The 12,709-nt window shown below is 65.0% G+C and carries 12 protein-coding genes; 1 reads left to right on the top strand and 11 read right to left on the bottom strand.

Annotated features, from left to right (window positions below; translation table 11 throughout):
* Window positions 1-63: 63 nt before the first annotated feature.
* From I6F33_RS21765 to I6F33_RS21715, 11 genes are all read right to left on the bottom strand, one after another.
* Window positions 64-984, bottom strand: coding sequence for a xanthine dehydrogenase family protein subunit M (locus tag I6F33_RS21765; RefSeq protein ID WP_225144112.1), 921 nt, complete (start codon window positions 982-984; stop codon window positions 64-66).
* Window positions 981-3,668 carry a molybdopterin-dependent oxidoreductase gene (locus I6F33_RS21760; protein ID WP_225144111.1) on the bottom strand — a complete coding sequence of 896 codons (2,688 nt, stop codon included), beginning with the start codon at window positions 3,666-3,668 and terminating at the stop codon, window positions 981-983. Before I6F33_RS21760 ends, I6F33_RS21765 begins: the two co-directional genes overlap by 4 nt.
* Complete coding sequence (locus I6F33_RS21755) at window positions 3,665-4,327, bottom strand: TetR/AcrR family transcriptional regulator (protein ID WP_225144110.1); 663 nt, start codon at window positions 4,325-4,327, stop codon at window positions 3,665-3,667. The genes I6F33_RS21760 and I6F33_RS21755 overlap by 4 nt, the downstream gene beginning before the upstream one ends.
* Before the next feature lie 407 nt (window positions 4,328-4,734).
* Window positions 4,735-5,007 carry a DUF1150 domain-containing protein gene (locus tag I6F33_RS21750; protein WP_007598581.1) on the bottom strand — a complete coding sequence of 91 codons (273 nt, stop codon included), beginning with the start codon at window positions 5,005-5,007 and terminating at the stop codon, window positions 4,735-4,737.
* 50 nt (window positions 5,008-5,057) lie between these two features.
* Window positions 5,058-5,483, bottom strand: coding sequence for an Hsp20 family protein (locus I6F33_RS21745; RefSeq protein ID WP_024338612.1), 426 nt, complete (start codon window positions 5,481-5,483; stop codon window positions 5,058-5,060).
* A 331-nt stretch (window positions 5,484-5,814) separates the two neighbouring features.
* Window positions 5,815-6,903, bottom strand: coding sequence for a sn-glycerol-3-phosphate import ATP-binding protein UgpC (locus tag I6F33_RS21740; protein ID WP_109141873.1), 1,089 nt, complete (start codon window positions 6,901-6,903; stop codon window positions 5,815-5,817).
* Between the two features lie 6 nt (window positions 6,904-6,909).
* A complete protein-coding gene (gene ugpE / locus I6F33_RS21735; RefSeq protein ID WP_225128045.1) occupies window positions 6,910-7,758 on the bottom strand; it encodes a sn-glycerol-3-phosphate ABC transporter permease UgpE in 849 nt (282 codons plus the stop codon).
* Entirely contained in the window at window positions 7,758-8,639 is an 882-nt protein-coding gene (ugpA, locus tag I6F33_RS21730; RefSeq protein WP_036009149.1) for a sn-glycerol-3-phosphate ABC transporter permease UgpA, read from the bottom strand. Before ugpA ends, ugpE begins: the two co-directional genes overlap by 1 nt.
* A gap of 47 nt (window positions 8,640-8,686) precedes the next feature.
* On the bottom strand, window positions 8,687-10,003 hold the full coding sequence (gene ugpB / locus I6F33_RS21725; RefSeq protein ID WP_036009146.1) for a sn-glycerol-3-phosphate ABC transporter substrate-binding protein UgpB: 1,317 nt from the start codon (window positions 10,001-10,003) through the stop codon (window positions 8,687-8,689).
* Window positions 10,004-10,285: 282 nt separating this feature from the next.
* Window positions 10,286-11,488: a CaiB/BaiF CoA-transferase family protein gene (locus tag I6F33_RS21720; RefSeq protein ID WP_036009143.1), complete on the bottom strand. Its 1,203-nt coding sequence runs from the start codon at window positions 11,486-11,488 to the stop codon at window positions 10,286-10,288.
* A gap of 180 nt (window positions 11,489-11,668) precedes the next feature.
* The gene (locus I6F33_RS21715; protein WP_036009140.1) at window positions 11,669-12,094 is read right to left on the bottom strand and encodes an organic hydroperoxide resistance protein; all 426 of its coding nucleotides are present in this window, start codon (window positions 12,092-12,094) and stop codon (window positions 11,669-11,671) included.
* A 155-nt stretch (window positions 12,095-12,249) separates the two neighbouring features.
* On the opposite strand from I6F33_RS21715, the gene I6F33_RS21710 reads away from it, so the two are divergent.
* The gene (locus I6F33_RS21710; protein ID WP_074447577.1) at window positions 12,250-12,708 is read left to right on the top strand and encodes a MarR family winged helix-turn-helix transcriptional regulator; all 459 of its coding nucleotides are present in this window, start codon (window positions 12,250-12,252) and stop codon (window positions 12,706-12,708) included.
* Window position 12,709 lies beyond the last annotated feature (1 nt).

The following is a 12,709-nucleotide window of genomic DNA, read 5'->3' as shown; positions in this document are numbered from 1 at the left end:
CCCGCAAGCGGGAGAGGGAGCGCACCTCCGGCGTTGCGTGATCAAGCCACATCTCATCGCGCTTCAGCCCGAAAGCCGCTCCAGCACGTCGCGCACCAGCCCTTGCAGGAGATCGAGCTTGTAGGCCGTCATCGGCAATGGTTTGGCACCCGAGCTCGCCGCTTTCGCCGCTTCTGCGATCGATGCCGCATTGGCAAGCTTGCCGCTGAGCTGGACTTCCACGGCGGTGAGGCGAAGCGGCACGGGCGCGACGCCGCCGGCAGCGAGACGCACCAGCTGGAACTTGCCGCCGGCGATCACGACGCGGGCGCAGAGTTCCACCAGCGGCCATTCCGCATAGGTCCGGCTGATCGCCCGCTTGTAGGAAGCGCGCTCGCCTTGAAGCGGAGCAGGAAGCGCAATGCTCTTGATCATCTCGCCTGCTGCGAGTGTATGATCGGCGTGCGCGACCGAGCCGTCGCCGAGGAGACCGCTAATCGTCAATCCGCTGCGCCGGTCCGTGGTGATGGTCGCATCATAGGCGAGCAGAGCCGCCGCCATGGTCGAGGGATGCGGCGCGATGCACGGTCCGAGATCGAAGGCAACGCCATAGAGATGATTGCCGGAACGGGCAGGGCAGGTGCTGCCGCCTTTCTTCAGGCAATCGATGTCGGCCCGGCGGAAATACCAGCAGCGTGAACGCTGCGCGAGATTGCCGCCGAGCGTGGCAACGTTGCGCACCTGTGGCGTGGCGAGTCCCTGCGCGCTCGCCGCAATGCCGGGATAAGCGGCGAGGATGCGCGCGTCGGTCGCGATCGTGGCGATGGTGGCGAGCGCGCCGATCCGGGCCGCTCCATCGGCTCCCCAGCTGATCGTCTTGTCGCCGCTGGTCGAGATATCGATCAGCATTCCCTGCGACACCCCGCTGCGGCGGCGTTCGCTGAAGTCGGTGCCTCCGGCGCGGAATTCAGGCGTGGGATTGGCGGTGATGACGGCGACACTCATGCTGCATCCCTCCCTTTCAGCGCGGCCACAAGACGATCGGGCCGGAACGGAATTTCAGTCAGTCTCACGCCGATCGCATCGCGGATGGCGTTGGCGATCGCGGGCGAGGTCGGCACGGTGGCGACTTCACCGATGCCGACGCTGCCGCCCGGCACATGCTCGAAACCGGCCTCGTCGAAATGCACGTCCAGTTTCGGCATGTCGGCAATCCCCGGGATGCGGTAATCCTCCATGCTGCCGCTCAGGATGTGGCCGCTCGAGGGATCGGTCTCCCGCGACTCATAGAGTGCGTAGCCGATGCCCTGAATCACCGCGCCCGCGGCCTGGCTTCGCGCCAGCGCCGGCGCGGCGAGCTTGCCGACCGCGAGGCCCGTATAGGCGTTGAGCACGCGCACATGGCCGAGCCAGGTGTCGACCTCGACTTCCATCACCTGCACCGAGCTCGGCACGCCGGCGCCGACCACCATGTGGCTCATCAGACGCAGCACCCAACCGAACACCCGGCCCATGATGCCCGCCTCGTGCAGCGCGGGCCTGACGCCGGGCGGCGGCTTGCCGTCCTCCTGGCGCTTGGCCGACACGGCGATATCAGGGGAGGCCGCGATCATCTCGCGCCACGGCGCGTTCGAGCCCGGAGCAGGTGTGCGAGAGGCGGTGCGCCTGATTTCCGCTTTGAGCTTGTCGATGGCGAGCAAGGTCGGCGGCACCACCGAGGCGGTGACGCGGCTGCCGCCGGAGCCCGGTCCGCGCGGCAGGCTGGAGCGGCCGATGCGAACGTCCACATCATGCGGCTCGAGATCGAACGCCTTCGCGACGGTGTTGGCGATCACGCTGCGTGTGCCCGTGCCGATATCCTGGACCGCGCAGCTTGCGACGATGCGGCCGCCCTTGATCGCGAGTTCGACCGAGGAGCCGGTCTGCCAGAGATAGAGCCAGTAACCGGTGGCGACGCCGACGCCGCGCCGGTAGCGGCCGGTCTGCGATGCGGCTGGCTTGCGGCTCTTCCAGACGTCGAGGCCGGCAGCCCAGTCGTACAGTCGCTGGCGGTTGGGATCGGGGTCCCAGAGCTTGCGCAGCTGAATCGGATCGACCTTCATGCGCAGCGCCGCTTCGTCGACCGCCTGCTCCAGCGCAAACGACATCGGCGGACCGCCGGGGCCGCGGAACGGCGCGCCGGGCGGCAAATTGCTGAGCACGTCGAAGTCGACGAGCTCCTTTGCTTCGGCCGGATAGATCAGCCGCGCCAGGCCCGCGATCAGCGAGTTCACGGCGGCGCCGGTGTCTGCATGGGCAGTGAGCGACAGCGCCTTGAGGCGGCCTTCCGCAGAAGGCAGCAAGGACAGCTTCAGCTCGGCGGCCGGACGATAGCCGGTGACGGAAAGCTCCTCTTCACGATCGAAGGCGACGCGCACCGGCGCTTTCGCGGCGCGCGCAAGCTCGATCGCGGCGATGGTCTCCAGCCCAACGCTGCCTTTGGAGCCGAATCCGCCGCCGACATGATCGGCGATCACACGCACCTTGTCGTGCGGAAGGCCATAACGCTTGGCGAGCTTCTCCATGCTCTCGTGGATGGCCTGGGTCGAGATGTGCACAATGAGCTGATCGCCATCGAACCTGGCCACGGCGGCATGTGGTTCGAGGCTTGCGTGCTGTTGCGTCGAGACGCGAAAGGTCTCCTCGACCAGCAGCGGATTGCGTTGCTGGCGCGCCTCGTCAAGCCAGCTCTTGGCGCGCTTGGCTTTCTGCGAGAACGGCGCCGAGGGCCCGCGCACATTGCCCTTCCACGACACCGGAGCGCCGCCTGCGCCCTCGGACACGTTGCCGGCACGCTTGCGGTCCTTCTTTTCGAATACGACCGGCGCATCGTCGCGTCGCGCTGCATCGAGCCCGATCACCGCGGGCAAAGGCTCGGCCTTGAAGTTGATCGCGGCGATGGCCTGCAGCGCGGTGCGGCGATCCTTGGCCGCGACGGCCGCAATCGGCGCGCCGACGTAGCGGACCATGTTGTCATCGTCGAGCAGCGGAACGACCGCGGCGACGCCGGCAATGGCGCGCGCCGGCGCCAGATCAAGCCCGGTGATCCTCGCATGCGCGACGTGCGCGCGCAGGATGACGCCTTCGAGCTGGCCGTCATGGTGGACGTCGACGGTGTAGCGGGCCAGTCCCGTCACCTTGTCGCGGGCTTCCAGCCGCGGCGCGATGGGCTCGTTGCCGTCGAAGCGGCCTGAACAAGCCTCCGCCACCGCGCGAAAAATGCCTTCATAGGCGCCGCAGCGGCAGAGATGCCCTGAGAGCGCGGCGGCGATCTCCTCGCGCGAGGGTGTCGCCGCGCCCTTGGTCGCGCGCCAGCCGTCATGGAAGGCGGCGGCTTCGACGACGAAGCCGGGCGTGCAGAAGCCGCATTGCAGGGCGTCGTGCGCCATGAACGCTTTCTGTACAGGATGCAATCCGGTCGCTCCGACACCCTCGATGGTCGTCAGCGATTTGTCGGCGGCCGCCTGCGCTGGCAACAGGCAGCTCACGACGGGCGTGCCGTCGAGCAGCACGGTGCAGGCGCCGCAGACGCCGGAGCCGCAGACGAGTTTGGTGCCGGTGAGGCCGCCATCGCGGATCACGTCGATCAAGAGCGCATCCGGATCGTCGGGCAGCGGGAGAGGCCGTCCATTGATGGTCGTGCTGGTCATTTTCGAACTCCCGTTTTTCGGTGGGACTTCTTTGCGGACGGCGCCATCGCGCCGGCGATCAGCATGCGCAGCATGGTCTCGAGCTGTTTCAGGAATGCGTCGACCGGCTGCATGGCAGGGAAAGCGGATTTGGTGCCGTGGATCGCCATCTCGACGCAGCGCGCGAGCTCGCGCACGCTGACGCCGCTTTCGAGGTTAAGCTTTCGCTTGCGGCACACCCGCGCGATCGTGGTTGCGATCTCGTCGGCGAAACGGTTGGAATAGCTCTGGTAGAGGTCGCGCGCCTGCGCGAGGTGCTCGGAAAACAGCTCCTCGGTATGGGGCGAGTCCTTGAGCGAAGCGAGCAGCGACTGCATTCGCGCGCCGATCTCGGCGACCAGGATGTCGGCAAGATCGAGGCCCGCTTCTTCCGCCGCCTTCGCTGCCGCAATTTCGGCAGCGAGCCCCTGCGCGTAAATCCGCTCGAGCACGGCGCGAAACAGCGCCTCCTTGGAGGCGAAGTGATGATAGAGCGCCTGCCGCGTCAGTCCGGCCTCTTCCGCCGCCTGCTCGATCGAGGAGCGGCGGAAGCCGTGGCGCCGGAACACGCGCAAGGCGGCGTCGAGGATCCGGTCCTGGGGAGGGGCCTTGGCCTGCATTTTGTCAGATTTGACAAACACGAATGAAATGTCAAATCACGGATTGATGACGGTCTCGTGCGCGGCAAGAGGCAAGGCCGCACCCGCAGGGATATCGCATTTGAGAGTTTTTCCTGCGGCCATCCTTCGAGACGCCCGCTTGAGGCGGGCTCCTCAGGATAAGGTCGGAGTGCGCGGCAGCAACGGGACCTGACGCTGATTAGCCTCATCCTGAGGAGGCGCGTCAGCGCCGTCTCGAAGGACGAGGCGTGCGCGCAGACCGCCGCCACAAGTCACATGCGATTGTCCCGCCGCACGCGGGCGGGGATGTCACCGAATTCCCGTCGGCTGGCGATGGCGACGCGAATACCTCGCCGCCCAAATGAAAACGGGCACGCCTTCTTGCGAAGGCATGCCCGTTTTAAACCCTATTCGTGCGACGCGCGTGCTTAGTGCACGCTCACCGCTTGCAGCTCGTTGCTCCAGGCGTTGGCGATCGCAGCTTCGCGGCTGTCGGTCAGCATGATCGGCGTGCCGTCGGCGGCGTGGAGCGCGAAAAGCTTGAGGCCCGGCGCGATCTTGGGCGCCTCGGGGAACAGGCCCGGCACGTCCTCGGAGCGGATCTGCTTCACATAGGCGATATGGCCTTCGCCCAGGGTTGCCAGTGTCTCCGGAGAGACGTTCTTGGCTTCGTATTCGAACGCAACGTGACCTTCACTCATGGTCTCGACTCCTCTGGAACACTAAGCGGTCGAGTCCGCTACTCGTTCCATTATTCGTGCTCATTGATAGCGATTGTCTTAACGATCCGCTCCGGTTCAGGCCGGGCCAGATCGATCGACAACAACCCGTTCTTCAGATCCGCACCCAGCACCAGCATCCCCTCCGCCAGCACGAAGGTGCGCTGGAAGTGGCGCGCGGCGATGCCGCGATGGATGTATTGCCGGGTCTTGTCGTCCTGCTGCCGCCCGCGGATCACGAGCTGGTTTTCCTCAATGGTTACATCGAGTTGGTCGCGCGTAAATCCGGCGACCGCCAGCGTGATGCGCAAACGCTCGGGCTGGCCGTCCGTGCGGTCGCACCTCTCGATATTGTAGGGAGGATAACCGTCGGCGCCTTTGACGACCCGATCGAGCACGCGCTCGATCTCGTCAAAGCCCAGCAGGAAGGGACTGGAGAGCGTTGGAACACGAGACATAGTTTACAAAGTCCTCTCGAAGCGACTTTGGTGCATCAGGGCCCGCGAGCGGCGCCCCTTGATCAGCAATATGGGCATGTTCCCCTGTGGGTTCAAGCAGGTAGCGGGGGAGGCTGTGGACGGGTATTGCCCGCTCCGATGCTCGCGGTTCGTCATGGCCGGGCTTGTCCCGGCCATCCACGAACTTTGCTCACGGCACGAAGAACGTGGATGCCCGGGACAAGCCCGGGCATGACGAATCCTGTCGCTGAATATTCCCTAATGAAAACAGAGCCCCTTCTACTGTGCATGGGGTTGTTTTCGCACTTTTGTCGTCGGGCCCCGGAGCTGCTCAGCCCTTGAGCCGCGTCCGCCCGTCGTCGCTGAACAGATGCAGCTTGGCCCGCACCGCCGCGACGCGGATTCTCGCGCCGATGGCGGGCGCTTGGGTTCCGGGAATGCGGACGATGACCTCGCCGGGCGGCAGCTCGCCGGGCGTGGCGGCGACGCGCTGGTCCTCCTGCTCGCGGGAGCCGTAGACGAAGGTCTCGGCGCCGACGCGCTCGATGGCTTCGACGGTGAGCGGCAGGGCGAGGCCGCCGGCCGGCGTCTCGTCGGTGATGACGAAATCCTCCGGGCGGATTCCGACGATGCCGGCATCGGCCGCGGCGCTGCCGGCGAGCTGCGACCGGATCTCCTCGGGCCGCGTCGACATCAAGTTCATCGGCGGCGCGCCGATGAAGGAGGCGACGAAGGTCGTCGCCGGTTTCTCGTAGATATCAAGCGGATTGCCGACCTGCTCGACCTGGCCGCCGTTCATCACCACGAGGATGTCAGCCAGCGTCATCGCCTCGAGCTGGTCATGGGTGACGTAGATCGACGTCGTGTTGAGCCGGCGCTGCAATTTGCGGATCTCGACCCGCATCGCGATGCGCAGCTTGGCGTCGAGGTTGGACAGCGGCTCGTCGAACAAAAAGACTTTCGGCTGGCGCACGATGGCGCGGCCCATGGCGACGCGCTGGCGCTGGCCGCCGGAGAGCTGGCGCGGCTTGCGCTCCAGCATGGCGGAGAGCTCGAGCACACGCGCGGCTTCCTCGACGCGGGTCTTGATTTCGGCCTCGGCCATGCCGCGGTTGCGCAGGCCATAGGCCATGTTGTTGTAGACGCTCATATGCGGATAGAGCGCGTAGTTCTGGAACACCATCGCGATGTCGCGATCGGCGGGCTCTACTCCGTTGACGACGCGGCCGCCGATGTCGATCTCGCCGCCGGTGACCGTCTCCAGCCCCGCGACCATGCGCAGCAGCGTGGACTTGCCGCAGCCGGAGGGGCCGACCAGCACGCAGAACTGTCCGTCGCCGACATCGACGTCGACGCCCTTGATGGCCTCGAAGCCGCCGGGATAGGTTTTGCGGACGCTGCGCAGGGTGACGTTGGCCATAAGTCTCTACTTCTCCGTCTCGACCAGGCCGCGCACGAACAATTTCTGCATGACGACGACGACGAACACCGGCGGCAGCATGGCCAGCACGGCGGTTGCCATCACGATCGGCCATTCGGTCAGCGCGTCGGTGGTGGTGATCATCTTGCGAATGCCGATCTGGATGGTCTGCATGTCGTCGCGCGTGGTGATCAACAGCGGCCAGAGATATTGATTCCAGCCGAGAATGAACAGGATCACGAACAGCGCCGCCATGTTGGTGCGCGACAGCGGCAGCAGCGTATCCCAGAAGAAGCGGAAGGGGCCGGCGCCGTCGATGCGCGAGGCTTCCAGCAGCTCGTCCGGCACGGTCATGAAGAACTGGCGGAACAGCAGCGTCGCGGTGGCCGATGCGATCAGCGGCAGCGACAGGCCGGCATAGCTGTCGAGCATGTGCAGATCGGCGACGATCTTGTAGGTCGGATAGATGCGGACCTCGACCGGCAGCATCAAGGTGATGAAGATGAGCCAGAAGATCGACATCCGGAACGGGAAGCGGAAGTACACGATCGCATAGGCCGAGATGATCGAGATCGCGATCTTGCCCAGCGCGATCAGCAGCGCCATCACCAGCGAGTTCAGCATCATGTTGCCGACCGGCTCGCGGGTCGAGCCACTCGTGCCCACGAAGATGGTCTGGTAGTAGGTTTCGAGAAAATGGCCACCCGGCAGCAGCGACATCTGCCCGTTGGCGATTACCGCGTTCTCCTGGGTCGACGCCACGAAGGCGAGATAGACCGGGAAGGCGACGATCGCGATCCCGATCCAGAGGATGATATGGGCAATGTAGCGCCGAAAGCCTTCTTCCTCGACCATCAGTAGGTCACCTTGCGTTCGACGAAGCGGAACTGGATGCCCGTCAGCACGATCACCATGATCATCAGGATCACCGATTGTGCCGCGGAGCTGCCGAGGTTTCCGCCGAGCAGGCCGTCGGTATAGACCTTGTAGACCAGCGTCTCCGTCGACTTGCCCGGACCGCCGCGGGTCATGGTGTCGATGATGCCGAACGTGTCGAAGAAGGCGTAGACGATGTTGACGACCAGGAGGAAGAAGATGGTCGGCGACAGCAGCGGGAAGATCACGGTCCAGAACCTGCGCATCGGGCGGGCGCCGTCGATCGCAGCCGCCTCGATCACGCTTCTGGGGATGCTCTGCAGGCCGGCGAGGAAGAACAGGAAGTTGTAGGAGATCTGCTTCCAGGCGGCGGCCAGGATGATCAGCGCTGCGGCTTGGTCGCCGTCGAGCAGCGGATTCCAGTCGATCCCCAGCGCTCGCAGGTAGCGCGAGAGCACGCCGAGCGAGGGATGCAGCATGAAGATCCAGAGCACGCCGACGACCGGCGGCGCCACCGCATAGGGCCAGATCAGCAGCGTGCGGTAGAGCATCGAGCCGCGCAGCGGCTTGTCTGCCATCACGGCCAGCAGCAGCGCGAACGACAGCGACGACACCGCGATCGCGAATGAGAAGAAGAAGGTGCGCAGGATCGCCTCGAAATAGGCGGGCTCCTTGAACAGCTCGATGTAGTTCTCGAACCAGACGAAGCTGGTCGACAGGCCGAAGGCGTCCTGCAGCAGGAACGACTGGATCATCGCCTGCAAGGCCGGCCAGTAGAAGAAAATCAGGACGATCGCGAGTTGCGGCGCCACCAGCGCATAGGGCAACAGCTTCGATTGGAAAATGGCTTGCTTTTGCATGATGCCCCAGCGCGGCAGGCCGGGCGACCGGCCTGCCGCTTGTCGCCTTACTTCACGGCGGTCTTTTCGAACTGGCGCAGCATGGTGTTGCCGCGCTCGACGGCCGCGTCCAGCGCCTGCTTGGCGGTCTTCTTGCCGGCCAGCGCCTGCTCGATCTCCTCCGCCCAGACGTCACGGAGCTGCACCATGTTGCCGAGGCGCAGGCCGCGCGAATTCTCGGTCGGCTCCTTGTTGGTCAGCTCGAGCAGCGGCGTCTCCAGATAGGGCTGGTCCTTGTAGAAGCCATCCGCCTTGGCCTTCTCATAGGCCGCCTTGGTGATCGGCAGATAGCCCGAGGCCTTGTGGATGTAGACTTGGCGATCGGTGTCCGAGAGGAAGGAGAAGAATTTGGCGACGCCCTTGTAATCGTCCGCCGGTTTGCCGCCCATTACCCAGAGCGAGGCACCGCCGATGATCGAGTTCTGCGGCGCGCCCTTAGCGTCCGGGTAATAGGGCATCGGCACCGCGGTGAAGGCAAACTTGGCCTGCGCCTTGACGTTGCCGAAGAACGCGGACGAGGTCAGGTAGAGCGGACATTCGCCCGACGTGAAGCGGCCTTCGCCGGTGTTGGTGCGGCCGGCATAGTCGTAGGTCTTGTCCTTCTGGAGCTCGACCAGATTTTCGAGATGCTTGACCTGGAGCGGACCGTTGAAGGACAGCACGGTGTCGAAACCGTCGAGGCCGTTGGCCTTGCTGGCGAGCGGCACGTTGTGCCAGGCGGAGAGCTGCTCGAGATTGACCCAGGTGACCCAGGAGTTGGAGAAGCCGCAGGTGGCGTGGCCGGCCGCCTTCAGCTTCTTGGCGGCGTCGAACACTTCGGGCCAGGTCTTCGGCACCTCGACATTCGCTTTCTTCAGTGCGTCGAGGTTGACCCACATCACGGTCGAGGACGAGTTGAACGGGAAGGACAGCATCTCGCCCTTCGAGGTCGAGTAATAGCCGGTGATCGCAGGCAGATAGGCCTTCGGATCGAACTTCTCGCCGGTCTCGGCCATCAGCTTGTAGACCGGCTTCACGGCGCCGGTCGCTGCCATCATGGTGGCGGTGCCGACCTCGAACACCTGCATGATGTGCGGCGCGTTGCCGGCGCGGAACGCGGCGATGCCGGCGTTCATCGTGTCGGCGTAGTTGCCCTTGTAGGTCGGGATCACCTTGTAGTCGCTCTGCGTGGTGTTGAAATCGTTGGCGAGCCTGACGATGACGTCGTTGTTGGCGCCGGTCATCGCGTGCCACCACTGGATTTCGGTCACGGCAAGCGCCGGCGACGCGCCGAGACCAATTGTGAGTGCGACGGCCGCCGCCGTGCCAAAATGTCGAAGAGCCATCAAGAACCTCCCTTGCCCGTCACTAAAGAAGCGCTTGCGCTAGCAGCGCCATATGACGTTCACATGACTGTGTAAGCGGGAGAAACGAAAGCAGCAAGCGCGGCCAAATGGGAAGTTGTCAAATAGGCCAAGACGGAGCCGTCAGCCAACTCGTTCGCGCTGCACATGCGTGCGCGCGCCGCAGTGCGGCATTGAGATGAGGCATTATCGTGCCGCGGGCTCCGAACCTCTCCCACTTGCAAGCGGGAGAGGGAGCGCACCACCGTTGACGCTCGCCTTAGCTCAGCGTTTCCGCTCGGGACCGCAGACCGTGCCTTTTTCGACCATCGCGTCGATCTCGGCCTTGGAGTAGCCGAACTCGCCCAGCACCTCGGCCGCATGCTGGCTGAATTTCGGCGGCACGCGGCGCAGGCTCGGCTTGCTGCGGTCGAGCCGGATCGGCGAGGCAACGCCCTTGTACCAGTCCTTCTCGATAATATCGCCACGCGCGATCGTGTGCGGATTGGTCAACGCCTGGTCGATCTTCTGCACGGGACCTGCAGGCAGGCCGGCCGCGAGCAGGCGGTTGCACAGCGGCTCGGCCTCGTGCTGGCTGAACACGGCGGCAAGCTCGGCGCGCAGTGCCTCGCGATTGGCGATGCGGTCCTTGTTGCGGGCAAAGCGCGGATCGGTGCCGAGCTCGGGCTTGCCGATCTCCTTCGCCAGCTTGCGGAAGGTGCCGTCATTGCCGACGCCGATGAAGATGTTGTCGGTCTTGGTCGGGAAGATCGCGTAAGGCACGAGGTTCGGATGCTCGTTGCCGGTGAGACCCGGCGGCTTGCCATGCATGAAATAATTCGCGGTGTGCGGATGCATGATGGCAAGGCCGGTCTCGTACAGCGTCGTCTCCAGGAACTGGCCCTTGCCCGACCGCTGCCGCTCCGACAGCGCCATCAGGATGCCGATCGCCGCATAAAGTCCGGTGGTGATGTCGACCAAGGGAACGCCGATCCGCATTGGCCCGCTCTCGGGCGAGCCGGTCGCCGCGATCATGCCGGTCATGGCCTGGATGATGGCATCATAGCCGGGGTTGCCGCCGCGCGGGCCGTCGGCGCCGAAGCCGCAGATCCGGCAATGCACGAGGCGGGGATATTTCTTGCTGAGGACGTCGTTGCCGATGCCCCATTTCTCCAGCGTGCCCGGCTTGAAATTCTCGATCAGGACGTCGGCGGTCTCCAGCATCTTGAGCAGCACGATTCGGCCGCCCTCGGAGGCGAGGTCGAGGCCGATCGAGCGCTTGTTGCGGTTGATGCCGACGAAATAGGCCGCATCCTCCTCGTGGAACGGAGGGCCCCATTCGCGCACCTCGTCGCCCGCGGGCGGCTCAACCTTGATCACGTCGGCGCCGTGGTCGGCGAGGATCTGGGTGCAGTAGGGACCGCCGAGCACGCGCGTGAGATCGATGACGCGCAATCCGCTCATGGCGCCCGTTGCTGCTTCAGTCATGCCTTCGCTTCCCTGTGTCGATCATTGGCTCACAGGCCTAGCGAGGTTTGTTTGCGCCAGCAATGGCGCCGAGCGTGGAGCCGCATGCGCCGCCGTGCAGCCATGCCGCGGGGTGGCAAATTCCCTCGGATGCGGCCGGCCCGAGGGGGGATTCCCGGGCCAGCCAATCCGCGCTGCCGATCAGACCACCGTCAGGCGAACGTCGACATTGCCGCGCGTGGCATTGGAGTACGGGCACACCTGATGCGCCTTCGCCACCAGCGCCTCGGCGTCTGCGCGGGCAAGGCCCGGCAGCGAGACCGCGAGGTCGATATCGAGGCCGAAGCCGCCCTCGGAGCGCGGGCCGATGCCGACGGTCGAGGTGACCGAGGCGTCGGCAGGCACCTTCGGGCCGCCCTGCGAGGCCACGAACTTCATCGCGCCGATGAAGCAGGCGGCATAGCCGGCCGCAAACAGCTGCTCGGGATTGTTGCCAGCGCCGCCGCCACCGCCGAGCTCCTTCGGCGTGGTGAGCTTGACGTCGAGCGCGCCGTCGAGGGTCGCAGCATGGCCGTCGCGGCCGCCGGTGGCCTTGGCGCTGGTCTTGTAGAGGACGTTCACAGACATTGTCGTCTCCTCGGGTCTTTCCGGGTTGGGGTGTAAGCTTTATCGCAGACAATTAGATTGCGCGCAATCTAATTCGTCGCGCCTCACATTTAATTGTTCGCAATTGAATCTGGCGCCGGCCGGGCCCAGAATGGGAGAAACGCGCAGGATTCTTCATGGCCCGGAAATCAACGGCGGTAGACCCGCTTCGTCTCGACAACCAGATCTGCTTCGCGGTCTATTCCGCTACGCACGCCTTTAACCGTGTCTACAAGCCGCTGCTCGATCGGCTCGGCCTGACCTATCCGCAATATCTGGTCATGCTGGTGCTGTGGGAGCGCGACGACGTGCCGGTCAAGGAGATCGGCGAGAAGCTGTTCCTGGATTCGGGCACGCTGACGCCGCTGCTGAAGCGCCTCGAGGCCGCCCATCTCGTCAGGCGCACCCGCTCGCGTGAGGACGAGCGCCAGGTTCTGATCGCCCTGACGCCGCAGGGCCATGCGCTGAAGGAAAAGGCCCGCAGCGTGCCGCAATCGATCCTGGCGGCATCGGACTGCTCGGTGTCGGAGCTGGTCGCGATGAAAGACGAGATCGTCGCGCTGAGGGATCGGCTGAATGCGGTGATCGGGGAGTAGG

Source organism: Bradyrhizobium sp. BRP20 (genome assembly GCF_020194215.1).
Classification (GTDB): domain Bacteria; phylum Pseudomonadota; class Alphaproteobacteria; order Rhizobiales; family Xanthobacteraceae; genus Bradyrhizobium; species Bradyrhizobium yuanmingense.
The sequence above is the reverse complement of the archived record's forward strand: the minus strand, read 5'-3'. Positions and strand labels throughout refer to the sequence as shown.